22 protein-coding genes are annotated in these 25,469 nt (G+C 41.7%); 2 read left to right on the top strand and 20 right to left on the bottom strand.

Features of this window, described 5'->3' with window-relative positions; all coding sequences use genetic code 11:
- Both NHH16_RS11135 and NHH16_RS11130 read left to right on the top strand, forming a co-directional pair.
- Positions 1–344, top strand: a 344-nt coding sequence (locus NHH16_RS11135) for a transposase (RefSeq protein ID WP_262069681.1), incomplete at its 5' end; no start/stop codon positions are given.
- Between the two features lie 142 nt (positions 345–486).
- Positions 487–891 (top strand): hypothetical protein, encoded by a 405-nt coding sequence (locus NHH16_RS11130; RefSeq protein WP_262069680.1) that lies wholly within the window; start codon positions 487–489, stop codon positions 889–891.
- A 63-nt stretch (positions 892–954) separates the two neighbouring features.
- On the opposite strand, the gene NHH16_RS11125 is transcribed toward NHH16_RS11130, so the two are convergent.
- The 20 genes from NHH16_RS11125 to NHH16_RS11030 all read right to left on the bottom strand — a co-directional run bounded on the left by NHH16_RS11125 (position 955) and on the right by NHH16_RS11030 (position 24,755).
- Entirely contained in the window at positions 955–1,299 is a 345-nt protein-coding gene (locus NHH16_RS11125; RefSeq protein ID WP_262069679.1) for a molecular chaperone Hsp90, read from the bottom strand.
- Positions 1,300–1,451: 152 nt separating this feature from the next.
- Complete coding sequence (locus NHH16_RS11120; RefSeq protein WP_262069678.1) at positions 1,452–2,930, bottom strand: glycoside hydrolase family 32 protein; 1,479 nt, start codon at positions 2,928–2,930, stop codon at positions 1,452–1,454.
- Between the two features lie 12 nt (positions 2,931–2,942).
- Positions 2,943–3,944 carry an ABC transporter permease gene (locus NHH16_RS11115; RefSeq protein WP_262069677.1) on the bottom strand — a complete coding sequence of 334 codons (1,002 nt, stop codon included), beginning with the start codon at positions 3,942–3,944 and terminating at the stop codon, positions 2,943–2,945.
- A 1-nt stretch (position 3,945) separates the two neighbouring features.
- The gene (locus NHH16_RS11110; RefSeq protein ID WP_262069676.1) at positions 3,946–5,439 is read right to left on the bottom strand and encodes a sugar ABC transporter ATP-binding protein; all 1,494 of its coding nucleotides are present in this window, start codon (positions 5,437–5,439) and stop codon (positions 3,946–3,948) included.
- A 68-nt stretch (positions 5,440–5,507) separates the two neighbouring features.
- On the bottom strand, positions 5,508–6,497 hold the full coding sequence (locus tag NHH16_RS11105) for a sugar ABC transporter substrate-binding protein (RefSeq protein WP_262069675.1): 990 nt from the start codon (positions 6,495–6,497) through the stop codon (positions 5,508–5,510).
- Positions 6,498–6,615: 118 nt separating this feature from the next.
- Complete coding sequence (locus tag NHH16_RS11100; RefSeq protein WP_262069674.1) at positions 6,616–8,619, bottom strand: LacI family DNA-binding transcriptional regulator; 2,004 nt, start codon at positions 8,617–8,619, stop codon at positions 6,616–6,618.
- 94 nt (positions 8,620–8,713) lie between these two features.
- The gene (locus tag NHH16_RS11095; RefSeq protein WP_262069673.1) at positions 8,714–9,790 is read right to left on the bottom strand and encodes a GIY-YIG nuclease family protein; all 1,077 of its coding nucleotides are present in this window, start codon (positions 9,788–9,790) and stop codon (positions 8,714–8,716) included.
- Positions 9,778–10,443 (bottom strand): B3/B4 domain-containing protein, encoded by a 666-nt coding sequence (locus tag NHH16_RS11090; RefSeq protein ID WP_262069672.1) that lies wholly within the window; start codon positions 10,441–10,443, stop codon positions 9,778–9,780. The genes NHH16_RS11095 and NHH16_RS11090 overlap by 13 nt, the downstream gene beginning before the upstream one ends.
- A 132-nt stretch (positions 10,444–10,575) precedes the next feature.
- Positions 10,576–11,622: an NAD(P)-dependent alcohol dehydrogenase gene (locus NHH16_RS11085; RefSeq protein ID WP_262069671.1), complete on the bottom strand. Its 1,047-nt coding sequence runs from the start codon at positions 11,620–11,622 to the stop codon at positions 10,576–10,578.
- Between the two features lie 22 nt (positions 11,623–11,644).
- Positions 11,645–13,117 (bottom strand): FGGY-family carbohydrate kinase, encoded by a 1,473-nt coding sequence (locus tag NHH16_RS11080; protein ID WP_262069670.1) that lies wholly within the window; start codon positions 13,115–13,117, stop codon positions 11,645–11,647.
- 14 nt (positions 13,118–13,131) lie between these two features.
- A complete protein-coding gene (locus NHH16_RS11075) occupies positions 13,132–14,064 on the bottom strand; it encodes a transketolase family protein (protein WP_262069669.1) in 933 nt (310 codons plus the stop codon).
- Positions 14,065–14,889: a transketolase gene (locus tag NHH16_RS11070; protein ID WP_262069668.1), complete on the bottom strand. Its 825-nt coding sequence runs from the start codon at positions 14,887–14,889 to the stop codon at positions 14,065–14,067.
- A gap of 15 nt (positions 14,890–14,904) precedes the next feature.
- The gene (locus NHH16_RS11065; protein WP_262069667.1) at positions 14,905–15,864 is read right to left on the bottom strand and encodes an ABC transporter permease; all 960 of its coding nucleotides are present in this window, start codon (positions 15,862–15,864) and stop codon (positions 14,905–14,907) included.
- A gap of 5 nt (positions 15,865–15,869) precedes the next feature.
- Positions 15,870–17,381, bottom strand: coding sequence for a sugar ABC transporter ATP-binding protein (locus tag NHH16_RS11060; protein WP_262069666.1), 1,512 nt, complete (start codon positions 17,379–17,381; stop codon positions 15,870–15,872).
- Positions 17,382–17,448: 67 nt separating this feature from the next.
- Positions 17,449–18,519, bottom strand: a complete 1,071-nt coding sequence (locus tag NHH16_RS11055) for a sugar ABC transporter substrate-binding protein (RefSeq protein ID WP_262069665.1) — start codon at positions 18,517–18,519, stop codon at positions 17,449–17,451.
- A 257-nt stretch (positions 18,520–18,776) separates the two neighbouring features.
- Positions 18,777–19,805, bottom strand: a complete 1,029-nt coding sequence (locus NHH16_RS11050; RefSeq protein WP_262069664.1) for a LacI family DNA-binding transcriptional regulator — start codon at positions 19,803–19,805, stop codon at positions 18,777–18,779.
- A gap of 86 nt (positions 19,806–19,891) precedes the next feature.
- Positions 19,892–20,242 (bottom strand): DUF2200 domain-containing protein, encoded by a 351-nt coding sequence (locus tag NHH16_RS11045; RefSeq protein WP_262069663.1) that lies wholly within the window; start codon positions 20,240–20,242, stop codon positions 19,892–19,894.
- Positions 20,243–20,244: 2 nt separating this feature from the next.
- Entirely contained in the window at positions 20,245–20,988 is a 744-nt protein-coding gene (locus NHH16_RS11040) for a class I SAM-dependent methyltransferase (protein ID WP_262069662.1), read from the bottom strand.
- Positions 20,989–21,001: 13 nt separating this feature from the next.
- Complete coding sequence (locus NHH16_RS11035) at positions 21,002–23,437, bottom strand: glycoside hydrolase family 3 N-terminal domain-containing protein (protein ID WP_262069661.1); 2,436 nt, start codon at positions 23,435–23,437, stop codon at positions 21,002–21,004.
- Between the two features lie 70 nt (positions 23,438–23,507).
- On the bottom strand, positions 23,508–24,755 hold the full coding sequence (locus tag NHH16_RS11030; protein WP_262069660.1) for an MFS transporter: 1,248 nt from the start codon (positions 24,753–24,755) through the stop codon (positions 23,508–23,510).
- Positions 24,756–25,469: the final 714 nt, after the last annotated feature.

The following is a 25,469-nucleotide window of genomic DNA, read 5'->3' as shown; positions in this document are numbered from 1 at the left end:
GCTACAAAGCCGAGTGGGCAGGAATCTCTGTGTACGAACAGGAAGAATCTTATACTTCAAAAGCAGATTTTCTGTCGAGCAATGCCATGCCAGTATATTCCAAAAAGCAAATGAGTGATCCTTTATCGATTTTTAGCGGCAATCGAATAAAAAGAGGTTTATATGCTTCTGGGTCAGGCGTCGTTTTAAATGCTGATGTAAACGCCGCTGCCAATATAATGAGGAAAGCACTTCCGTTAGCCTCGTTAGAAATAGAGCCTAACAAGCTAGAATCGCCTAAGGCCATTAACCTACAAGATTTAAATTGTAAAAGTATTCCGGTCAAACGGATAGTGGCGGCATGAGACCACCTTCTCGGCACGAACAGCCTGTACAATACAGGTTCGAAAGACGAAAGTGTTACGGCTAGTAAAGTAAGTCGAAGACTTACATCCTTGTTCGCACTTCAGTGCACAAGATACCACTTCCAAGCATAGGCATTGGGAGTTGGCTATTCATCGAAACTACAATTCCAAAGAGGAGTTTTTTACCAAACGCTTAGCAGAGATCTTTAACGAATATACAAATGATGATTTCATGAGGACGACCGAGGGCATCTTTTACGACTCTAGTCACCTAGTCCATTACTTCACCTATCTTTACGGGTGGGACGAGTACAAAGACTTTCTCGCCGGACTCATTCGTTGCGACTTTGGCATCTATTTTCTAGAGATGATAAACGACTACCTAATAGGAAAGTGGGGCCATCTTGCTAGCAAATACACGCTAACGGCTTTTGCCGGTGCTCTGTATAATACCTTTACGCTCTGGTCTACTGGTGGCTATGTAGAGACGCCTGCGCAACTTTCCGCTAACCTCACCCAGATTTTCAACAACTGCGAATGCAGATAGTAATAAAGGGACAGGTACCACATATAACTTGTGATATCCGTCCCTTTGCAATTCCATTCTTTTCTAGCGATTCTGTAAAATCGCTGCGCCAGCGGCACACGCTGGGCAGTCACAGTACGTAGCACCTGCAGCTTTAAGCTCGCGGCCGTGCTCCTCTAGCTCTTTCGCTTTCGCTTCTCCAAATACTTGAACACCTGCCTCAGAGCCAGCAAAGGCGATTACTGCATCTACCGACAGCACATCGGCCTCTAGTTCTGCATATAGTTTTTCCGTCTCTTCGGCTTCTCTTTCTGTTCCCAGCGCGTCTAACCAGCGCTGTCCTGCTGCCTTTGCTTCTGCACTACAGGAAAAGGCATTCATCATCTCCGTTACTTTCTGTTCAACAAATTCTCTGGTATTTTGTTCCATATTTTCCCCTTTCTAGTTCTCGTAGATATTTTCTCTAACATAAATATTACTATATTTTGACTCGCTTTTGCAAATACCTTATGAGGCTTTCTCAAGCTTACAAAGAGAGCGTGGTTAATCTTATTTGACTAGCCGCGCTCTCTTCATAGACTTTATTCACTAAAACTAATATCAAAAAATTCTACACAACCATCTTGTACCTGAAGTCCTACTTCATATTCGGTCTTTTCATAAACGCGGTATGTAAAAGCAATTCTTTCGCCCACAAATATTTCCACTAGGTCATGGTCAATAATAACCTTAAGATCAATTACATCACCAGCTTGTACCGAAAAAGGTTTTTCTGCAACACGAACGCCATCTGGTCCTGGATTTTTAGGCTTTCCAACATTTGTTGTCGACTCTCGCCAAAAGGGATCAACATCCATTGGCAAGTTGAGTAGAGACGCCCTTTGCATACCTGGTTCTATTCGTAACTCTAAGCAGCGTGAGGCATTCTCATTCGTCTTCAGCAATAAGCCAAAATAATCTTTACAGTCGCCTACCTTCATTTTACACTTGAAAAGTGCTGATGGTGCCTCATATTCAAACACTCCGTAACTCATGGTTCCGATCGAATCAATCACGATAGTCTTATCGCCGTATCTTCTCTCTTCGCCCCAGATTTGTTTGTATTTCCAAGATACATCTTTATCTGTCGCTTCCACAATTTCATGTGGAATTTTAACATCTATTTCACCTCTATCATTAACTACCACCTCGTGAGGTACGCAGAACGTTCCGCCCCAATACCAGTCGCCATCATCACTGCCTTCTGCACGGTCGTGAATCCAACCAAAATAAAATCTTCGACCTTCATCATTAATCAGTGACTTAGCTGCATAAAATCGTCTTCCACCAATTCCTTCCATTTTAGGCGTTCGCCATGGACCATATGGAGACTTACTCACCCGATATATGGTATCAACAAATTCTGAGAATCGCGAATACGACAAGTACCAATTTTTCCCCTCTTTGTACATTTCACAGCACTCCGGACAATTCGTATGATACGGTGTATAAATAGGTCCGTAGTACTCCCACTCATCTAAATCTTTAGATCGATACAATACAATACATCCTCTTTTAGTAGGTGGTCCAACTTTCGTTCTAGCAGAAATCAACATCCAGTACATGCCTTCCTCTTGATTATAAAAGAGATATGGGTCACGCCAATCGAGTTCTTCATATAAACTTGTATCCGGCACTAAAATAGGGTTCTTAGGATCTTTTTCCCACGTTATACTGTCATCGCTAGTAGCATGACAAATCGTTTGTATATTCTTCGTAAGTTTATGATTATATCCTGTATAAAAGATGTGATATTTTCCTTCTCCATAAATGACCGCACCTGTCCAAATCCCTTCCGCATCTGGTTCGTCTCCCTCGCCTGGATATAGAGCCGTTTCAACCTCCTCCCAGTTAACAAGGTCTTTTGAAACAGCATGACTCAGCGTTGTTCGTAAGCGATCGGGAAATACCGTCGTTCCTGGTGCTGGTGTCAATGAAAATATATGATACGTTCCGTCATGATAAAAAGGGATTGCATCCCCTGTCGATTCTGAATGCTTGGGCATTCTATATATCTTCATAACCTCTTCCTCCTAGTTCTTCTTTCTTTTCGCAAAAGTGTCTGAAATTCTCGCCTTTTGCGAATCAATAATAATTGCAATTAAGATAATCAGCCCCTTTACTAACAACTGCCAAAATGAGCTTACGCCAATTAAATTCAAGCCATTGCTAATAATTCCAATTACAATTGCACCTATGACCGTTCCACTCAAGCTCCCCGTACCACCAGACATGGAAATACCACCTAGTACGCAGGCAGCAATGGCGTCCATTTCATAACCATCTCCTGCTTTTGGTTGACCTGAATACATTCTCGAACTTAAAATAATACCGGCAAAAGCCGCTAAAAAGCCACTTATCGTAAACACTAACATTTCTACTTTTTTGATCGGCACACCTGAAAGCCGTGCGGATTCTCTATTTCCACCAACTGCATACACGTACGTTCCGAATTTCGTTTTATTTAAAATAATAGAGAAAATAATTATCAGAGCTATCATATAAACAACAGGCAGCGGAATTATCCCGAATAGGTATCCTGTCCCTAGCATAGAATACACTTCTGATGTAATACGTGTAGAACGTCCACCACTGTATATGTAGGCAACACCTTTCGCGATATTCATCGTTGCCAAGGTAACAATAAATGCTGGCACCTTAAAAACAGATATAATCACTCCATTAAATAATCCAACAAGCGTACCCAATAATAGCCCAATAATAATTGCCAACCCAATTGGAATATGGTTTGTAACAATAAAACCCACCGTAAGGGTTCCGCTCATCGCTACAATTGAGCCAACAGACAGATCTATTCCGCCAAGAATAATAACTAAGGTCATTCCGATTGCCAAGAAAATATTATTGGATATCTGACGTAATACAGAAATAATATTGCTTGATGTTAAAAAATTAGGTGTCAAAAAAGTTAGAACCACGCCAATTAACAGCATAACCAATAAGATTCCCATATTGGACTTTACTAATGCCACTGTGCGACTGTTGCTTTTTATATTAACTTTATTACTACTCATTCTATTGTCCTCCTGTAGCGTAATGCATGATTTTTTCTTGGTTCATCTCTTCCTTAGTTAAACGTCCTGTAATCCGTCCATCCTTAACAACGCACACATTATCACACATATTTATTATTTCTGGTAATTCTGATGAAACCATTATAATTGCCATTCCTTCTTTAGCAAGGTCATTAATAATTGAGTAAATTTCTGCCTTTGCCCCAACATCAACACCTCTTGTCGGTTCATCTAAAATTAATACCTGGGGATTTGTCGCTAACCATCTACCCAAAACAATTTTCTGTTGATTTCCGCCTGACAAACTAGAAACCGGACTTTCAACAGAAGCCGTTTTTATGTTTAAATCCTTGACGTATTTATCTACCATTCTGTCCTTTTTTCCATTATTTATGAGACCGCCTTTTTTTAAAGCATCCAGACTAACTAGAGATAGATTAAAGGCCACGGTATTAATTAGTGTTAGACCTTGTTTTTTTCTGTCTTCAGGAACTAATGCCAAGCCATTTTTTATCGCATCCATACTATTTTTGAACTTTAATTCTTTCCCGTTCAAAAATATCGTACCGCTACTATATTTTTCATTTCCGAAGATTGCTTGCATTATTTCACTTCTGCCAGCACCAACCAGACCTGAAAATCCTAATATCTCGCCTTCACGAACTGAAAAGCTTATATCCTCAAAGACGCCTTTCTGCGTTAAATTCTCTACCCTAAGCACCTCTGTGTTACTCATGTTATAATCCCTTGTATAATAATTTGTCAGGCTTCGCCCAACCATCATACCAACAAGCTCATCTGTATTTGTTTCCTGAGTTTCAACAGTTCCCACGTATGTCCCGTCACGCATTATCGTCACTCTATTGGTCACAGCAAACAGTTCTTCCATACGATGTGAAATATAAATAATACTGACACCATCTGCTTTTAGCTTTTCCATGATTTCAAAAAGCTTATGCACTTCTTCATCTGAAAGCGAGGATGTTGGTTCATCCATAACAAGAATTTTAATATCAAAAGATATCGCCTTTACAATTTCTACGAGTTGCTGTTGTGCGATACTCAGTGTCCCCACTTTTGTAGTAACATCTATGTCTAAACCCAGACGCTCTGTCATCTCTTTCGCTTTGGAATTCATCTTCTTCATATCTCTTGTATGTAAAGGTGTCAATATTTCTCTTCCTAAGAAAATATTCTCCGTTACAGAAAGATACGGAACGAGAACTATTTCCTGATGAATGATTCCGACGCCTGCCTTTTGTGCATCTTCAATTTCATTCATCACAACATTTTTATCTTCAATATAGATTTCGCCTTTATCAGGTCTATGTACACCACCCAATACTTTAATAAGCGTTGATTTTCCAGCCCCATTTTCACCCAACAGAGCGTGTACTTCTCCTTTTTTCAACTGAAAATTAATATTGTCTAGCGCTTGCGTAGCACCGAAACTTTTACTAATTCCCTTCATCTCTAACACATATCTATCATTCATATTATCTTCCCACCTATGCTTAGTATAAAGGACTGCTTGGTCATCCAAACAGTCCTCAAAGATTCATACTATTGCCATTGTCCTGCTGTTTCTTCGGCTTCCTCTATTGTAACAAGGTGCGAATCAAGCCAAATCTCCTTATCAATTGTTTTACCATTTAATAAGTCTACTGCCTTTTCAAAAGCTGATTCCGCAATTCCTAAAGGTACTTGAGCGGCTACACATGTAAAAGTTCCATCCACTAACGCTTCCTTTCCGTCTGGTGAAGCATCGATAGAATACACGCCTATTTCGCCCTTTTTATTAGCTGCCTTAATTGCTGCCGCCGCCCCTAATGCTGATGGGTCATTAATGCAGAAGAATGCATCTAAGTCAGCATTTGCTTGAATAATATCCTCAGCAATCGGCATAGATTCATCAAGTGCCGCTTTTCCATCTTGCTGTGCAACAATTTCAAATTTGTCTTTACTGTCTCCAAGACCATCAAGAAAACCATTTACACGATCTACACAGCTTTCGTTTGATGGGAAATCCAAAATCGCGATTTTCGCTCCGTCTGGATAATCTTCAACCATCTGCTCTCCCACTAATTGACCTGCTTGGTATGCATTTGTTCCAATAATCGTTTCAACTAAATCTCTGTCGTCCTCGATTACTGCCGTATCCACATTGAGAATCGGAATTCCGGCATCCTTTATTTCCTGTAACCCTTGTCTGATTCCCGCAGAATCAACAGGTATTACAAATACTGCATCAAATTTTTGATTAGCAACGTCTGACATTTGACTTAACTGAGTATTCAAATCATAATCCGGATCTAAGCAGGTATACTCATAACCAGCTTCTTTTGCCAATTCCGAAAACTTATCATTCATAGATGACTGGAACGTATTGTTCTGGGTATTTGGTAAAAATGCAAATTTGTATGGCCCTTCTTTTTTCTCCGTTGTCTTTTCCTCACCACTATCTCCTGACAGCTTCGATTCCGTTGTACAACCTACTGTCATACTGGTAATTAATGCGAGCATTAACAATACCGATAAAATCTTCTTTTTCATTCGTTTTTCCTCCTAAATGTTTTATTTACGTAAAAGATACCATGCATGCCTTTCTCAGTCAATTACCCCAAGCTCTATTTGTGAAGTATTAATTCCAATTTTAATAATTTACGTAAATTTATTTAGAGGTATATTCTTTCCACATTCCTGGAAGTGGTTCCCGCATTATGTCCTTCCATCCTCTAACGAGAGTTTCTCTCTGGATCGTTAAGGGGGGAACGCCTATATATTTATATTCTTGATAGCCTAAAAGTGCCTTAGCGGTTGCCAATGCCGCCGCAACTCCCTGCTCGTATGGTCTTTGTGTACTTAGCCCTTTAACCCATTGTCTCTTCATCATTAAAGACCCAATTTCGATATCCAAATCGGTTGTAAATATCGCAATATCCTCGCGTCCAAGCTCCTTCAGCGCTTCTATTACTGAAAGTGTCGGTCGGTCCCAAGAAACATACAACCCCTTAATATCCGGATGCTCACCCAACATCTTTTTACAGATCTCATACCCCTCATCGATATTTTGAAAGTTCATTATGGAGGCCACATCAATATTCGCATAATTTTCTAGAATCGTCTGCATGGCAACGCCGTCACGAAGATGGGTCCCGTAAAAGTTAGCACCATGATTAATAAATCCTACTTTTGTCTCACCTTGTCCCTTGAAATATTCGCCCATTAAAAGAGCAGCACTTCGTCCATTCTCCCTTTCATTCACAGATACACATGAAATATATTCATCGCGACTAAGCCCTTTTGGTACATTGCTTAAAAAAACTAACTTCGTTTCTCTTGATAGCTTCCTAAAGATTTCTGATGTCACATTATCATCTGTGGGGATTGCTATAATCGCATCTAATTGCTGCATAGCTAGCCCTTCCAGCTGTGTTACTTGCAAGGCAGAATCAAAATTTGCTTCTGTTACAGTCGCCACCGTTATGCCTAGCGCTTCAAGGGTTTGACGTATTCCCGCTTCATGAAGGCGTTTCCAAGCCGTACCAGAATAGTGAAACGAAATTCCTACTTTGTATGCATTTTTGCGAAGTTGCTCTTTATCACTATTCGTAAGCACTAATTCATCCGGAGAACATGCGCGTTCTCCAAATGGACCTCTTCCGATCATCTGCGTGGATTTTCGATTTACAAATTCCAAAGGAATCTTAACCTTTTCCACATTTGAGTCCATCCCTGATAACCGATTTAATAGCATATTACATGCTCGATACGCTATCTCCTCTGTGTTTTGACTTAAAACGGTGAGTGACGGTGACAGGAGTTCGCTCCATGCGTCATCACCAAACCCGATAATGGAAATATCTTGTGGACATTCAAGGCCGAGACTCTGGATTGCTTTTAGACATAAAAATGTAAGATGGTTGCCGCAACACACAATTCCCGTAGGTTGCATTTGATTGTAAAACTTTCTGATTGCCTCTATTGCCGCCTCTTCCTCAATTCTATTCTCTATATTTAAAATGTATTGCTCTTGATAGGTCAATCCGAACCCCTCAATCGCTTTACGATACCCTTCTTTACATTCAAACGTAACACTTGTATAATGCTCGCTGGCCAATAGTCCGATTTTTTCGTGTCCACTCTTTAATAATCGCCTTGTGCATTTATATATCCCTAGCGCACTATCCACCACGTAACTATCAAGATCGCAATTATTGATACTCCGTTCCACAAGCACCACTGGTTTTGTCAATGACCAAAACTCGCGGTAATATTCTATATCCCGCCGGCAAGGACTAAAGATAATCCCCACGATATTTTTGTTACTTGCAATCCTTTTTAAAATTGCCTTTTCCGTATCATAATCATCATTTGTTAGATAAATACAAGGCAGGTAATCCCTTTCCAACACATATTGCGACAGTTGATGCATTAATTTTGAATAGACTGCGCCTGAAGTAAATGGCAAGACAATCGCTATTTCAGAAGCCTTACCAACTCTCATGTTTTTTTTCTTCAATTCATACTTTTCTTTATAATCGGTACTGTAAATCGCTTCTTCTACTTTACTAATTAATTCAGGACTGACATACCTTGTCTTATTAATAACGTGAGATACTGTTGCAACGGATACTCCTGCAATTTTTGCGATATCTTTAATAGTCGTTTTCATAATGCACCTCATTTACGTAAATTTTATTATTACAAATATATCACCCTCTTTTCAAAAAGTAAAACGTGCAGCCCAAAAAGACTGCACGTTTTACTTAATACCACTCTAATACTTTTTTATTAATCAGCTTTATCATTTGTTCTTGCTCTCCTGCTTTTGGCAGGAGAATCGCTAGTTTATCTGCTGAGATGTTCTGCAAACTTTTCGCTAAAACCTCGTCAAATTCTGCCTTTTCCTCTACTCGCTTCACAGAATCTAGGTATATATCCCAGTCCTCTACCGAGGGTGGTTCTACAAAATCCTGACGGAAAAGCACTTTACCGTCACCTAGATAAAACGCCGCAAAATCCTCTTCGGCAAAGGAACGCAAGCAGATAATTATATCTCGATTCTCAGGAATGCGAAATCTGACACTATGAAGGCGTTTTAGATGCTTTATGTCCTCTAGGTCTTGTTTGACTTGCTGAGCCTTTTCAAACTCCATCTGCTTGGCCAGATTATTCATTTCCCGTTCAAGTTCTCTGAATTTCTTGACGTTCTTGCCACCAAAAAGACGCGTAATCTCTCGCACTACTCTCTGGTACTCTTCCTCACTTACTTTACCAGCACACGGTCCTAAGCATTGTCCTACCTGATAATAAAGACAGGTTGTCTGCGCCTGTTGATTTAATGACTTACGACAAGTCGGCATGTGATAAAGGCGATTAACCAACTCCCATGCTTGCTTGGCTTTGCCTTCGCTTCGGTACTCGCCTAAGTATGTATATCCTCGTTCTTTTTTAGTGACAATTTCTAGGACTGGATACGGTTTCTTTTTATCAAAACGAAGGTAGTAACGGGTGAGGCCTTCACAGAGCGCCTGACGATCAAGCCTTGGCCAGTCGTATTTGTGTTGCACGTTGAACCACGGCTGATACTTTTTAATTAAGCGATACTCCAATAACAGGGCATCCAGGTCACTAGCTGTCACTCGGTATTCTACATCGGCAATCAACTTCCCCAAAAGAAGCCCTTTCTCATCCTGCTGATTACTAGGCTGAAAATACTGCTTCACTCGGTCACATAAGCACTTTGATTTCCCGACGTAGATAATCGTTCCTTCTTTATCTTTAAAAAGATAGCACCCAGCACTCTTAGGCGCTGCCTTAACTTTCTCGCTTAAACTATCCAAGCTTCCACTCCTTGTGCAAAGGCGTATTCTTTCAAGTATTTTTCACCGTAGGCTAGCGCTGCTTCCAAATCCTGATTGTCGGAAAAAGAGTAAATCAAGGTTAACACTTCCTTCGTGGTTTCTCTAATCATCGCTCGTTCAGAATCACTGGTTGAACTTCCTACTGCCCCTTTGTTATCAGCAATAACCGGCAAGTACTCTATCTTAATCTCATCTTTCCCGATGCCCTTATACATCTCGCCTTCTCTACCAATGCGGAAGGTTAAGTCGCCTTCTATATTGGCCGGGTCATAAGACCCTACCGAAAAGCCTGATTTAAGGGAAATCAGATTATTAACATCCACAACGGTATTCACTTCATAGAGCCCTTTGCCTTGACCAATCCGGCGAATCAAAGCTTCTGAAGATACTCGGTAACGATTAGGATCTTTACCAAACGCTTTATACGCTTCTCGTGATTCTTTTACATTAGGAATATTCGGGGTATCATATTCAAAGATATCATCCTTCACCTTCTTGATAACATTCTTCTTTAGATAATCCCACATCTCTTCATTTTTGCTTTTCACCTCGACCTGATACTGTAAGCACCCTACTCTAACATATGGCCACTTTTCTTTCATTTCCTGACTAATTGTTACTTCCTTTTTCACTTGCGCGGACTCCTTTATAACATTTTATTTATATAGTAACGTTCTGTTTGTTACAATGCAATATTTTGTTACAAGAAAGAGCACTTCTCCTGCTTATAAGAGAAATGCCCTTTCGTAATTCATCTGTGCTTATTACATTTTGATAACTGATTTTATAACATCTTCTTTATTGGTCGAACTGTATTCAATCGCATGAATACAATCTGCAAAATCAAATTCGTGAGAGACGATTTTCTTAAGCGGAATCGCCCCGCTGGCTACCGCTTGAATAGCTGTCGGATATAAATTGCGATAACGGTAAACCGAATATAGCTCTCCTTCCATGGCATTTAAAGTTGCCACGTCAAGTTCGAGTATCGGTTCTGGCGATACCCCAACTAGCGTTACTTTACCTGCTCGTCTAATCAACTTGCAACTTTGTAAAGTCGTAACCCGATTACCTGCGCATTCATACACCTGATCAGCGCCACCACCGGGTAAGGTTTTCGCAAACTCCACGATATCTTCTCCCTTAGCGGCGTTAAACACCTTTGTGGCCCCCACTTCCAGTGCCTTATTTAAGCGCTTTTCCAACACATCGGAGACGTAGATTTCGGTAACACCTCTGGCTTTTAGAGCCATTACCGTACAAAGACCAATACAGCCGCTACCGAGAACAATCGCCGTCTCGCCAATCTTAGCATTTGACAGCACCGTAGCGTGCAAACCTACACATAAAGGCTCCATCAAACCACCTTCCATAGTGCTAACGTTTTCTGGAAGCTTGAAAGTCATCGTCGCATCGTGAACACAGTACTCAGCAAACACGCCATCCTTTTCTTTTGGTATAGCCATAAATTTCATATCCGGACATAGATTATAATGTCCTTCTAAGCAGTCCTTACAGTGTCCACAAGGAACACCCGGCTCAAGGGCCACGCGGTCACCGATTGCAAACCCTTCAACGCCTTCGCCAATCCCACTTACAACTCCGCCAGGTTCGTGTCCTAGAGCAAGCGGTCCATCTAACTCCCAATTTGCCAGTCTTCCCTCTTCATAAAAGTGTAAATCCGAGCCACATACTCCTACATACTCAATCTTAATCTGAAGTTCGCCTTTTCCTGGCTGAGGAATCTCTCTTTCAATCCATTCTAGCTTTTGTTTTCCCGTCAATACACATACTTTCATTTTACCATCCATAATATTACAACATCCTTTCCTCTTACTTTATAACTAACTCGATAGCTTTATGCCAACCGCGATATTTTTCATCCCGGGTTTCCCTTCTCATCTGCGTCTCATATGTCTTTCGTTCAATTCTTGAAAACACCGTCCTATCATATAATCCCAGAGCAATTCCCGCCATATAAGCAACACCTATCCCCGAAAGTTCTTCGGCTCCAGGAACCTGAACACTTAAATCTGCTATATCGCTTTGAAACTGCATCAAAAACTCGTTTCTAGTTGGACCACCATCGACTCTTAGCTCTCTTAATTCAATGCCTGAATCTTTCTTCATAACCTGAATGATATCCGCTATCTGATAAGCAATACATTCCAGAGCCGCTTTGACGATTTCTGCTTTACCGGTCGTCCTGCCGATTCCCGTTATGAGCGCCTTGGTGTCATTTACCCAATAGGGGGCACCAAGACCTGTAAAAGCCGGAACAAAATACGTCCCATCCTTTTCATTCGCCTTCTTCGCTAGCGCTTCTGTCTCCTTGGCCGAAGCTATTAGTTGTAGTTCACTTTCCAACCAACTGATTACTGCTCCGGTGTAATTAATATTGCCCTCAAGGACGTAATTCACTTTTCCATCTATTCCCCAGGCAAGCGAGGAGACGATACCATTTTTACTAGCGACTAACTTTTCACCTACATTCATCATCACTGAAGACCCCGTTCCGTAGGTCGTCTTAGCCATCCCATTTTCATGGCACCCTTGTCCATATAAAGCCGAATGGGAGTCTCCCATTACTGCCTGGATAGGAATCGCCTTGTCTAGAAATCCTTCTAAATCCGTATATCCAAACAGACTATTTGAATCACAAACCTGGGCCAAATTCTTCACATCTATTCCAAATAAGTTGCATATTTCCTCATCCCACGCCAAAGTCTTTAAATTAAATAATTGGGTTCGCGAGGCATTTGAATAATCCGTCTTATATGCATTACCATTTGTCAAACGGTACACTAACCAAGTGTCTATCGTGCCGTATAAAAGATTTTCTTTATTCTTCTGTGCCTCTTCCACATTTTCCAAAATCCAAGCAATCTTTGAGGCCGGAAAAAAAGGAGATAATTGAATTCCCGTTTTATCTTTTATCTGAGCCGCGCTGCCCTCACTTGCCAGCCTTTCACAAATCGCCTTTGCCCTAGAACACTGCCAGACGATCGCATCGGTTACCGCCACACCCGTTCTCCTATCCCAGACCGCCGCAGTTTCCCTCTGGTTACTAATTCCTAGCCCGATAATACAATTCTTGTCAATCCCCGCTTTATCTACCACATCTTTAACTGTTCCGATAACATTTTTATATATTTCATCAAGATTATGAGACACCCAACCTTTTTCATGCAGAATTTGCTTATGGGGCCGATCAGCTCTGGTAATCAAAGTGCCTTTATTGTCAAATAAAAGTGCTTTGGTTCCTTGGGTACTTTGGTCAATGGATAAGATATATTGATTGCTCATTATCTGTCTCCTCCCTAGCCGACTAGTTCTTTTGCTTTCTCTTTTATACCATTCTTATCAAGACCGTAATAAGCAAACACCTCACTAGATGTTCCCGTAATCACCGGACTATCTGGCAATGATAGATTAATAACTTTTCTCGGACAATCCCTTCCCACAATTTGGGCAACCATCGCTCCAAGACCACCATAAGGACTATGCTCTTCTACGGTTAAAACAGCTCGCGCCTTAGAAGCATATTTGCGAACACTTTCTTCATCAAAGGGTTTTAAGCAGTACATATCGAGAACCGTTACCCCAATGCCTTCTGCTTTCAGTTCTTTTGCCGCCAAAGTAGCCGGACCCACCATTTCTCCACAGGCAACAATTAGTAAATCCTCGCCCTCACTTAGAACTGTGGCCTTATCCATTTCAAAAGGACAATTCTCCTCTTGGTAGATGTCTTCTACCGGATTGCGGCCAACTCTTATATAGGCTGGTTTTTCATCAGCCAAAAGCTCTGCAAATAGCTTTTTTGTCTGAAATCTGTCACTTGGAAGATACACGCGCATATTGGGAACGGCTGTCATCGCCGCAATGTCCTGAGCCGAATGATGACTCATTCCCAGTGCACCATAGCTTACGCCACCGCTGATGCCTATCAGTTTCACATTGGTATTCGAATAAGCAACATCTACCTTGCACTGCTCATAACTTCTAGTAGATAGAAAACAGGCAGGTGAAACAGCAAATGCTCGTTTCCCACATTTAGCAAGACCAGCAGCAATACTGACTAAGTTCTGTTCGGCAATTCCCGTTTCCACAAAATTATCTGGATATCGCTCAGCAAACGGCGTTAACGAAGCCGATCCTCTTGAATCACTACAAAGCACAACTATTTCTTGATCTTCGTTTACGCGCTCCAAGAGTGTTTCGCAGATTGCTTGCCTATTAGCAACTTTATTCATTTAGAAATCCTCCTTCCGCTGGGCAAAATCTTTGATAATTTGCTCATACTCTTCACTAGTTGGAACCTTATGGTGCCAATTGGCCTTATTCTCCATAACCTTAGAACCTTTACCTTTAATGGTGTTGGCAATCACTACCGCCGGCTTACCTTTTACTGTTTTAGCTAATTCATAAGCCTCTACAAGTTGGCTGATACAGTTGCCATCACTTACATCGATAACGTGCCACCCAAAGCTCCTAAAGCGTTCCGATAAATCGTCGTGTCCCATAACCTCTTCTGTATTGCCCGAAATTTGCAAACGATTACGATCAACCGTGGCACATAGATTATCTAGCTTATACTGAGCAGCCGCCATTGCGCCTTCCCATACAGAACCTTCTGCTAACTCGCCATCACCCATTACCGTATAGACCCGATAGCTCTTCTGATTCATTTTTCCTGCTAAGGCCATCCCCACACTTACTGGTAACCCGTGACCTAAGGAGCCGGTATTCATTTCTATTCCCTTTACCTTATTATTCGGATGTCCAATATAATTCGAACCCACTTTATTAAAATTCGCTAAGACATCTTCTAATTGAATAAAACCTGCATTTGCCAGAACCGCGTAATACGCTTCCATACTATGCCCCTTGCTCATAATAAACCGATCGCGATTTTCATCTGTGAAATTTTCAGGTGAAACATTCATAATCTTCTTATACAAGCTTACTAGGATCTCCATAACGCTCATATCACCGCCGATATGACCGCCTTTTCCAGCCACAATAATATCAACTGTATCTTTTCTTAAATCATAAGCTAATTTACTTAAATCTTTCATACCTTCCCCTTTCCTTTACTTTACAGACTTTCTAAATCTATCAAGTCCGACTGCAAGGAGCACTACAATACCCATACACACTTGTTGCCAATAGGTATTAACATTTAGAATCGTCAAGCCGTTATTGAGAACAGCGATAAAAATGGCGCCAACAAGCGTTCCACCCATACTACCAATGCCACCCTTGGTAAAACTAGCTCCACCGATAACCGCAGCAGCAATAGCATACATTTCATATGACTGACCTGCAATCGGTTGACCGGAATTGAGTCGACCCATATAGATAACACCACTAAGAGCAGAGCAAAAACCTGAAAGAATAAAAGTACCAAGGATCACTCGCTTAACCCCAATACCTGATAGTCTTGCCGACTCTCCATTATCACCAACAGCACAGACTTTTCTACCCATTGTTGTCTTATTAAGAACGATATAACAGATAGCGTAGACAATAGCGATAATCCATACGATATTGGGAATAAACAAGATACTTCCTAGGGCCATACTGGTAATCCCCTCTGGCAAGCCAGTAACCGCTTGCCCGCCAGTATAGAGATAGGCAAGACCACGAAATAGCCACATTGTTGATAAGGTTACAATAAATGGTTGAAACTTTAGATAAGCAATTAGAAATCCATTGAACGCTCCTAGAAGAATCCCCGCCCCTAAGGCGCATAGAACCCCCAAAATCACATTATCTGTCTGTACCATTGTCGTCGCTCCGATACAGGAGGAAAGGGCTAAGATTGCCCCTACTGATAAGTCAGTATTCCCTGAAATAATTACGTACGTCATCCCGACGGATATAACCGCATTGGTACCACTTTGAATCAGTACATTGGTTAAGTTACTACTGGTAAAAAACGTTGGCGATAATACTGCAAATACAAGCATCAAGACGATTAACATCAGAACCGTTCCAAAACCACCAGATAAAATTCTTTTTAATGAAAAATTCTTTTTTACTTTTTCCACTTCTCCTACCTACCCTTCGTCGTCACATATTTAAGAATATTGTTTTGCATGATATCTTCGCCTTCAAGTTCACCTGTAATATGTCCCTTTGACATGATGATGACTCGATCACTAACTGCAGTTAATTCGTTTACTTCCGAGGAAATAACGATTGCCGCTTTACCCTCTTCCTTGGCAAAATCCCTAATCAGCTGATGAATTTCTGCTTTCGCTGCCACGTCAATCCCTCTAGTGGGTTCATCAAAAATCAAGATATCGCATCCTGCATGCAACCACTTGGCAATCGCTACCTTTTGCTGATTACCGCCACTTAAATTCATCACCTTTGTTGCGGAAATGCCTTTTGTCTTAAGCTTCCTTATATATTCATCCGAGATTCCTCGTACTTTTTTCCAATTAATAATGCCACCTGTGCTAACCGCTCCCATATCACAATGAACCGTGTTTTCTTCAATGGACATTCCCAGCGATAGTCCGTCTTCTTTTCTGTTCTCGCTTAAATATCCGATTTTATTAAGAATGGCTCCTTTAGCATCTTTAATCTTACAGACTTTTCCTTTAATCTTGACCGTACCACCAACAAGCTTATCAGCACCACAGATCATTCTTGCAAGCTCTGTCCGTTTTGAGCCAACTAAACCGCCGATTCCTAATACTTCACCTTCATATAGCTTCAAATTTAAATCTTCGATAAAACCACCATCCGTAATGTGTTCAAGTTCTAAAATTACATTACTCGTCTTAGCACCTCTTTCTTTATCCGTCAGATCCACATCCACCACTTTACCGCTCATCATTTGCACTAAATCATCTGGTGTACTATCCGCAATGTTTATTTCACCTACGTACTTACCATCTCGCATAACAATGGCACGATCACAAATTTGAAATATTTCATTCATTCTATGAGAGATGTAGATAACCGTTATCCCCTGCTTTCTAAGGGTATCAATAATCGTAAATAACTTTTCTGATTCCTCCCACGTAAGAGACGTGGTGGGCTCATCCATAATTAGAACCTTACAATCAACGGCTAGAGCTTTGGCAATCTCCACCATCTGCTTTTCTGGCAGGGTAAGCTCTTTAACCTTTTTACAAGGATCTATGTGCTGAGCGTTAAGTTTTGCTAACTGAACGAGCGTATCTTCTTTCATTTTCTTATAATCAATTAACTTAGCTGGTGCGAATTTTATAGGTTCATGAGAAATATAGACATTTTCCATGACACTCATTTCCATCATTAAACTCAGCTCTTGGTAGATAATTGCTACTCCGAAATGTCTCGCTTCTAGGGTCGTGTACTGTTTAGGCAACTCTTTGCCGCCTAAGATTACGCTACCGCTGTCTCTTGTGTAGGCACCACTAAGCACCTTCATAAGAGTTGATTTCCCAGCACCGTTCTCCCCCAGAAGAGCTACCACTTCTCCCTTATCAAAGTCCATAGAAACATCATCTAAAGCCTTAACTCCAGGGAATTCTTTCTTTATATTTTTAAATTCCAGTATTTTCTCAGGCATTTGCTTCTCCTTGTCTTTCTTTAGAAATACAGGCTTTGCCGATGAGACAAAGCCTGCTAGTTAAATTCTAGTAACCGTTTTCGGTAACACCGCGAAGCGGAAATCTCTCTGCCGCAAACTCATAGATTGTTTGATCTGTTAAACCATCAATATAGCCGTCTGTTACTAAAGTACAATCATAAATAATCTCTCTGTCGTATACATACTCACTATTCATAACTAGTGCCGAGGCAAGTTTAACACCCATTGCTCCTTCATCTAAGTTTGGTAGAGACACGAAAGCATCAAGATCACCAGCTAGAACAAGATCAACCGCGTCAAGAATACCGTCAAATCCGACTAGCACAAGATCATCTGCGCTTTTCCCTGCTGATTTAGCTGCATTCACCATGCCCACAGCCATCTGGTCATTACATGCAAAAATTGCTTTTACATTTGGATTAGCCGTCAAAATATTAGTAGTAACATCTGCTGCTTTATCACTTGACCACTCTGCACTTTGCTCTGCTACTACTTTGATTCCTGTGTACTCTTCACATGCTCTCATAAATCCCGCATGTCTATCCACACCTGTAGACTGTGCCATCAACCCAGTAATAATAGCCACTTCACCTTCTCCGCCAAGTTGCTCACAGATATATTTTCCAGCTTTATATGCACCGGCTTCATCATCACCACCGACGAAAGCATCGATTACCGATTTGTCACTGATTCTTGTATCGAAGTTTACAATTTTGATTCCCTGCTCTCTCGCCTTCTTAATGGCAGGAACAACACCGTCAGAACTTGCTGCTGAGATTACAATGGCATCGGCATTTTTTTCAATAGCGGTCTCAATCATCGCTACTTGCTTCTCTAGGTCAACCTCCTCTTGCGGAATCGCAATTGTTAGGTTAACACCTAAAGCATCTGCTTCTTGCTGCGCAAAATCAGAAACGGAAATCCACCATGGATTATTTAATGTCTTACCTATCCAGTACACATTAATGTCTTCCTTCTTCTCCGTAGATGCTGAGGCATCTGCCTTGTCCGTAGTTTCTTCTGAGGTGGTACTGCTCTCACCACCTGAAGAGGTACAGGCAACCATCCCTAGCGCCAACACCATTACCATTAATAAACTTGCTACTTTTCTTTTCATTCTCTTCCTCCTTTGTTTTAAACTATTTACTAAATTATTATTTATTTACTTTACTAATTTAGTATTTTTATAGTTTTTTTAGTTGTTTGAATTATAGCAACGGGTTTCTCAAAGGTCAATACAGTTTAGTAAATAAAATAAATTTTGGTAATTATATTTAGTTTCTTCCACCTAATTTAGTTGATTTGTACATAAAAAAAGCAGTTATCATTAAAACAATAACCACTTTCTCTAAATTCTCTATTGACTTTTGGTATTTAATCTAAACGTTTGACACTTTCACGGACAATAATATTGGTCCCCACAACGATCTTCAGCGACTGCTGTCGCTTTTCTTCTATCTTACTGATTAATAAAGCCACAGACTCAGGGCCAAATATTTCTTTTGGAACATTAATCGTCGTTAGACGAGGTTCAACCAGCTCACTAATCGGTCGATTATCAAAGCCAATCACCGAGATGTCTCCTGGAACCTGGTATCCTTTTTCTTGAAGCATACGCATTACATTGCAACCTAAAAAATCATTTTCAGCAAAAAAGGCTGTGGGTAATTCTTCTTTATTCATACCATCTAAATAAATGTTCACATCCTCTTGAATCATCGACTTAGAATATCCCACATTTAGAATATGCTTACGGTCTTCCTCAATTCCCAAATGACGCAGCTTACGTTTGAAAGCAGAGCGTCTTTCTTCAAAACTATTGATTCGCACCTTGCTTTTAATATAACCAATCCTCCGGTGTCCCATCTCATAGAGATAATCAACCGCTTTACTCACACCAAGGTTATTATTAATAGCTACTGCATCGATATCACTTTCAGGAAAAGAATTGTCAATGATTACAAAAGGAAGATTCGACTTTTTTAGAACATCGAGGTCTTCGTATATCATCTCTACTCCAAAGACCAATAACCCTTTGTAGTCTATTCCTTTGATTTGGGCTTCCTTCTCCTCTTGAGACATATTACTATTAATATAAATAAAATTTAATATATAACCGTTATCGTAGGCTCTCGCGGTCATGCCTTCGAGCAGATAATTAAAAAACGGCGATTCATCCACAATACTGCCTTCTCGCTTATAGACAACAAAACCAATGTATCCCTTATGAGATACCTGTCCGCTCCCCTTCTTCAGCAGGTCTTCGCAGCCAAGTTCATTGATTTTGTTTATTATAATCTCACGAGTCTTTTCTCCAACTCCAGGCTTATTGTTAAGTACTAGTGAAACCGTTGTCGGAGAAACTCCTAGTTCTCTAGCTATATCTTTCGCTTTGTACTTCACGTGAACCTCCATATGCTTTATTTATCTGCATTATAAAATAATTTATTAAATAAAGCAAGTTATTTAGCAAATTTTTAGTTTTTTTACTACTTCCGTAATATCTTCTCCATACTCTTTCCCTTAGCCAGCTCATCCACCAGCTTATCAAGCCAGCGAATCTGCTGCATTAAGGGCTCCTCAATCTCTTCTACCCGGTAACCGCAGATCATTCCCTTTATAAGCTCGGCCTTAGGATTCATCAACGGTGCCTCTTTAAAGAAGGTCTCAAAGTCTACCTCATGGTCTAATTGTTCCTGAAGGCCGTTCTGATTATAACCAGCTAACCAGTAAATCACTTCATCAAGCTCCTCTTTCGTGCGCCCCTTCTTCTCCACCTTCGCTAGATACATAGGATACACCCTAGCTACGGTCATCCTATAGGCTTTCGTATTATCCATGCTTATCTCCCTTCCTGCTTCTTCGCCGCCACTAAAAGCATCATCGGTCTGCGCAGTTCGTCCTTCATGCCTAGAACGGTCTCTAAGAGCTCTGGCGCTGGACGTGGCTCTACAATTTCGGTAATAGCGAATCCTGTTTGTAGCAACGTATTTAAATACGTTGTTAACGTCTTATGGTATTTAACCACCGTCTCTCCGAGAAATACTGCCTCTCGCCTTCCCTCTGTAAAATAGTGATCCACTGGCCAGTGGCTAGCTACGCCTGCTTGGTCATACACCCACTCCTGAGTCCCTAAAGCGGTAAACACTGGGTGCTCCACCGAGAATACAAAGTCGCCCCCACTACGCAGGCACTTGCTAATCCGCCCGCAAACCTCGCTGAAATCTGGCGTATAGTGAAAGGCTAGCGAACTAAGCACCACATCAAAAGAATCTGTAGGAAAATCAAGATCCTCCATCGCTAGCTGCCGATACTCCACATTGGGATATTTCGTCTTTTCTTTTGCTACCTTAAGCATCTTTTCGGATATATCCGTTCCCACAACCTTAGCGGCTCCCCTCTCAGCTGCGTATAAGCAGTGCCAACCAAAGCCACAACCAATATCTAAAACCCGCTTGCCTTTAAAATCAGGGAGCATTTTCTTTAGTTCATGCCATTCACCTGCCGCTGATTGTCCCTCTACGGAACGTGGGAACTGACTATAGGCTGCAAAAAATTGTTCGTTATCGTATTTATTTTCTTTCATAATCCTACCTTATTTATTTCCGCGCCTCCGTCAGCTCTCTAGCCATCTTTAGCACCCTAGTCGCGTTGATTTGGAGCTGTTCCTTCGTAACAATGCCTTCTTCTAGACCTCGTTTCATTTCTTTAAAGTCCCCTTTGCCGCCCGGCATAAACACGTCGCTTCCCGCGGCTGCTTCATAGCTAGCTAAGGTATTCCGGTGTATCCCTTTTTTATTAGTCGCTAGAGCAATGACCCAGTCTGTCATCACGATTCCTTGAAAGCCGTATTCTGCCCGCAACAGATCTTCGATCATCCCCCGGTGTTCCGCCGTGTGGGTACCGTTAACTAGATTATAGGAGGTCATCACAGCCTTTGGCTGGGCTTCTCGGACACAGATGCCAAAGCCTTTTGTATAGATTTCACGCATAGCCCGTTCGGATACTAGACTGTCGTTACCGTACCGGTTTAGCTCTTTATTGTTTGCCGCATAGTGCTTAATCGTCACCCCACAGCCGGGATGCTTTTGGACACCAAGGGTCATACTAGCTGCCATCTTACCAGAGATAAACGGATCTTCCGAAAAGTATTCAAAATTCCGGCCGCAACGAATCGAACGATGAATATTTAGGGCCGGCGCTAGCCACAGATGGACGCCGAAGCGCTCCATTTCACTCCCCACAACGTCACCGTAGATGGTCGCTAACTCCTCATTAAAGCTCTGAGCAACAGCTGTCCCAATGGGGATCGCCGTACAGTACTGATACTCGAGCTTGCTGCCTTTCTTTGGCTTCTTAGAACTGGTGAGGCTTAAGAGGAATAAGAGAATCTTCGGCATAAAATCAAGCATACTCTCAGGTATGGCTGACTGACCGATGGAATGAAGTCCCTTTTCGTCTCGGTAAAATTCTTTTGCTAAGCGCAGTCCTGCAGGTCCATCGGCCATTACTAGATGGGGAAAATCCCTTACCATACTGGTAGTCTCTCCGGCCGCGCCGCAGACAGAGACGCCGGCGTTACCAATAATACTTCCGATTCCACTCTTATTTGGATCAAAGGCGCCGATGTTCATATAGAGAAGCTCATCTACGGAAAGCTGGGCGACTTCTGGAAGAATCTCTTTATTTGGCTCATACTCTACCGTTTCACTCTTAAACGCGTTCTCCTCAATCGTAAGAGTAGGTATCTGGTCATTAAGCTCTTCTTCTGCCCTTCCCGTGGCCGTTAGCTCCATAAAGCCTGGTTTCCCGAACACATTCTTAGCTGTTAAAATCACCTGTTCCTGACTCATTTTTATAAGGGCGATCGCTTTCGTCTCACCTGAATGATTACCAAATCTCAATAGATAATCTCCCCGTTCGAGAAAATAAAGCGCTCTTTCCTCGTCGTAGGAAGCCATCTGTGAAAGCTTAAAAGTAAGGCTTACACTCTGGCTTTCTCCGGGGTTTAAGATCTTGCTTTTTGCGAAGGCGCATAATTCCTGATAGGGATGGTCAAGCCTCTCTGTAGGCACCGATAAATAGAGCTGGACTACATCCATACCGGGATACTTCCCTTGATTGGCAACATTCACACTAACGCTTACCTCTTCACCAGACACCTCTACCTTATCTACCTCCTGGGTAAACTCCGTATAAGAAAGTCCGTAGCCAAAAGGAAACAGCGCCCTCTTCTGGAAGGTATCAAAGTAGCGGTAGCCCACATAAATGCCTTCTAGGTATTTGGTTTCATTAATATCTTCAAAATCTGGCATTGCCGGATAGTCCTCTACCTTCGCCCAAGTGGTACTTAAGCGTCCTGAAGGATTGCCTTTTCCCAGTAAGATATCGGCCAAAGCCGTTCCTGTCTGGGCACCTAACTGAGAGAGTAAAAGAATGTTCTTTACCCCCATCACCGGTGATAAGTCCACCACGCCGCCAACGTTAAGAACCAGCATAAACTTCTCGTATTGCTCGTTTAGTTCGAGAATATCCCGGATTTCTGTCTGGGAAAGCTTGATTTCTCCAGCTACCTCCCGCCGGTCATTGCCCTCTCCTGAGATTCGCGCCAAAACGTAGACGCAAGTATCACCGCTCCCCTCAATGGGCAAATCGTAATCTGGCTCGAGCATCGCCTTTCCCATAGAATAGACGATGGTATTCTGTCCGGCGGCCTTCGCCTCAGCTTTCACATCCCGGATAAACTGCTCTTTCGCCTTTTCAAGTTCCTTATCATAGCGATCTAACCATGAGGCAGTTGAAATGGTAAAGCCTGCCTCTATCAGTCCTTCTTCCACATTGACACTGTAGCGAGAATTCACTTCCCCAGAGCCTGTCCCGCCTTTAATAGTGTGGCGAATCCCACTACCGTAGGCCGCAATTTCGCAAGGTCCAGACAACGGAAAATGACCGTCCTTTTTCAAAAGTACCGTACACTCTGAAAGCGTATCTCGCAATCGTTCGCTGTGTTTCTTTTCATAAGCAAATAGTTTCATCCTTTTTCTCCTCACTTATCATACTAAAACCGCCCCGCTCTTTAAGAGCAGGGCGAAGCCGATTAATCAGCTAACTATTTTCTTCTATTTTTTCTGGCAATCGCGTCTGTTCATCGTAAGGTCTCGTCAAGATGCGGCAGAGGATTCCGGTTAGGACAAGAGCCACACCAGACCAAAAGAACCACGTACCTACACCAATTACCTCACACACCGGTCCTGCAATAAGTAGGCCAATCGGCATGGACCAGGTCATAGCCGTCATCATTAGCGAGAACACCTTCCCCATCATTTCTGGGGCTGTGCTTTCCTGAACGTAAGCCATTACCGGCACATTAATAAAGGTTCCCGACATCCCCATAAAGAAGCAGACTACGGCAAAAACTACAAAGCCAAGGGTCGTAGCTGGCAAAATCCCGCTTACAAGCGAGGTCACGCCTAATAAGACAACAGCTAAGGAAGCCATTAGAAAACGGTTCTTCATACCGCCCCACACACCTATCATTAAAGAGGATATTAAAAGTCCTCCTGCAAAGATAAACTCCACAATACTATTGTGAATAGCTTCTCCTAAAAAGTGGGTTCGCACAAGCAACGGGAACAAGGTTCCAAGCGGCATATAAATCACATTCATCAGCACCATCGGAAAAAACACTGCCATTAGCGGCTTGTTCTCCCGCATCGCTCCTAGTCCTTGCTTCAAGTCCTGAGAAAGGTGGGGCATTTCTACACTTCTCGGAATATCAGGTATATTTACGAACAAAAGACAAACAATTGCAAATAGGGCGCCCACAATATCGATTAGCATAATGGTTGCAATGGGAGCCACTCCCATCAAAGCCGCACCAAGCACCGGACCTAACATATTCGACAATGAGTTAATCAGGTTGCCATAGCCGCCGGCTTTCGTCAAATGCTCTGCGGGGACGAGCATAGGAATCGCCGCCTGCATCGCCGGGCTGTGAAACATATTACCGATTCCCCGCACAAAAAGTATCACAAAGATAAACCATATCGGCGGTGCCTGGTTTATAAGAAATACAATTCCTAAAATAACGCTAGAAAGGGCAACTAAGCCATCTGCTGCCATCATTACCAGCTTACGATTATAGCGGTCTACTAACACACCGGCAAAAGGACCGATAAACATGTTAGGAACAAAAGCCACAATTGTTGATAGCGTCAACACCATTGCCGATTCTGTCTGAATTGTCAGCCACCAAATAACGGCAAACTGTACAGCAGCCGATCCCAGTAATGAAAGCGCCTGCCCTACATAAATAATGGCAAATTGCTTTTTCCACGAATCTATTTTTTTCATATATTCAATTTCTCCTCGTATTTTAATTTAGCATAGATACTAACCTCTCATCTCAGAGAGATTGTGCTAAAAATTAAATTACAAAGATTCCCGTTTTCATTTGATACATAACAGCCTCTTTTCTGTTAAAAAATATGGTTTCAATTTCTATTCTAGGCGGTTAACACATCTCTGTCAATTACACTTAACTATTTTGAAAACTTCTTACAAATCACTATATTTTGTGATACAAATCTTACAAATATTCCAAATGTGTCATTTGTGAAGATTATTCCGAAAAAGCTTGTCATTTACAGACCTTTTTAGTACAATATCACTACAATATATACAATTCAAATAATTATGAATTATGTGGGGAAAACTTTATGATGGGAACAATAATTGGTTTGGTTGGTTTTATCTGCTACTTTATCTACGACATCAACACCGTCCTTTGGAAAAAAAAGGTCTTTTTTCCGTTTTTCTTTTTAGGTTCTCTCATCGTCATACTCGCATCTATCTACACTTATTCTAAAGCGTATAAACAAGCAGGATTTTCTGAGCATGGTCTTTTCATGTTCATACTCGCCCTCTGCTTTTTTTTACTGCTTATCTACACTCTTTTTTTTGCACTTCCTTTTCAGGAAACATATCGCGATCATTCTCAAGTCCCTACCGTATGCAATTACGGTGTCTACGCGCTCTGCCGCCATCCAGGCTTTCTCTGGTTCTTTT

The sequence above is a fragment of the Ohessyouella blattaphilus genome (genome assembly GCF_024721265.1).
GTDB lineage: Bacteria > Bacillota > Clostridia > Lachnospirales > Lachnospiraceae > Aequitasia > Aequitasia blattaphilus_A.
This window is presented reverse-complemented; position numbering and strand designations above follow the sequence as displayed.

What these genes read in the sequence shown, in the direction of transcription:
- NHH16_RS11125 (WP_262069679.1), bottom strand. Translation starts at nt 1,299, where the DNA reads ATGGAACAAAATACCAGAGAATTTGTTGAACAGAAAGTAACGGAGATG.
- NHH16_RS11120 (WP_262069678.1), bottom strand. Translation starts at nt 2,930, where the DNA reads ATGAAGATATATAGAATGCCCAAGCATTCAGAATCGACAGGGGATGCA.
- NHH16_RS11115 (WP_262069677.1), bottom strand. Translation starts at nt 3,944, where the DNA reads ATGAGTAGTAATAAAGTTAATATAAAAAGCAACAGTCGCACAGTGGCA.
- NHH16_RS11110 (WP_262069676.1), bottom strand. Translation starts at nt 5,439, where the DNA reads ATGAATGATAGATATGTGTTAGAGATGAAGGGAATTAGTAAAAGTTTC.
- NHH16_RS11105 (WP_262069675.1), bottom strand. Translation starts at nt 6,497, where the DNA reads ATGAAAAAGAAGATTTTATCGGTATTGTTAATGCTCGCATTAATTACC.
- NHH16_RS11100 (WP_262069674.1), bottom strand. Translation starts at nt 8,619, where the DNA reads ATGAAAACGACTATTAAAGATATCGCAAAAATTGCAGGAGTATCCGTT.
- NHH16_RS11085 (WP_262069671.1), bottom strand. Translation starts at nt 11,622, where the DNA reads ATGGATGGTAAAATGAAAGTATGTGTATTGACGGGAAAACAAAAGCTA.
- NHH16_RS11080 (WP_262069670.1), bottom strand. Translation starts at nt 13,117, where the DNA reads ATGAGCAATCAATATATCTTATCCATTGACCAAAGTACCCAAGGAACC.
- NHH16_RS11075 (WP_262069669.1), bottom strand. Translation starts at nt 14,064, where the DNA reads ATGAATAAAGTTGCTAATAGGCAAGCAATCTGCGAAACACTCTTGGAG.
- NHH16_RS11070 (WP_262069668.1), bottom strand. Translation starts at nt 14,889, where the DNA reads ATGAAAGATTTAAGTAAATTAGCTTATGATTTAAGAAAAGATACAGTT.
- NHH16_RS11060 (WP_262069666.1), bottom strand. Translation starts at nt 17,381, where the DNA reads ATGCCTGAGAAAATACTGGAATTTAAAAATATAAAGAAAGAATTCCCT.
- NHH16_RS11055 (WP_262069665.1), bottom strand. Translation starts at nt 18,519, where the DNA reads ATGAAAAGAAAAGTAGCAAGTTTATTAATGGTAATGGTGTTGGCGCTA.
- NHH16_RS11045 (WP_262069663.1), bottom strand. Translation starts at nt 20,242, where the DNA reads ATGGATAATACGAAAGCCTATAGGATGACCGTAGCTAGGGTGTATCCT.
- NHH16_RS11040 (WP_262069662.1), bottom strand. Translation starts at nt 20,988, where the DNA reads ATGAAAGAAAATAAATACGATAACGAACAATTTTTTGCAGCCTATAGT.
- NHH16_RS11035 (WP_262069661.1), bottom strand. Translation starts at nt 23,437, where the DNA reads ATGAAACTATTTGCTTATGAAAAGAAACACAGCGAACGATTGCGAGAT.
- NHH16_RS11030 (WP_262069660.1), bottom strand. Translation starts at nt 24,755, where the DNA reads ATGAAAAAAATAGATTCGTGGAAAAAGCAATTTGCCATTATTTATGTA.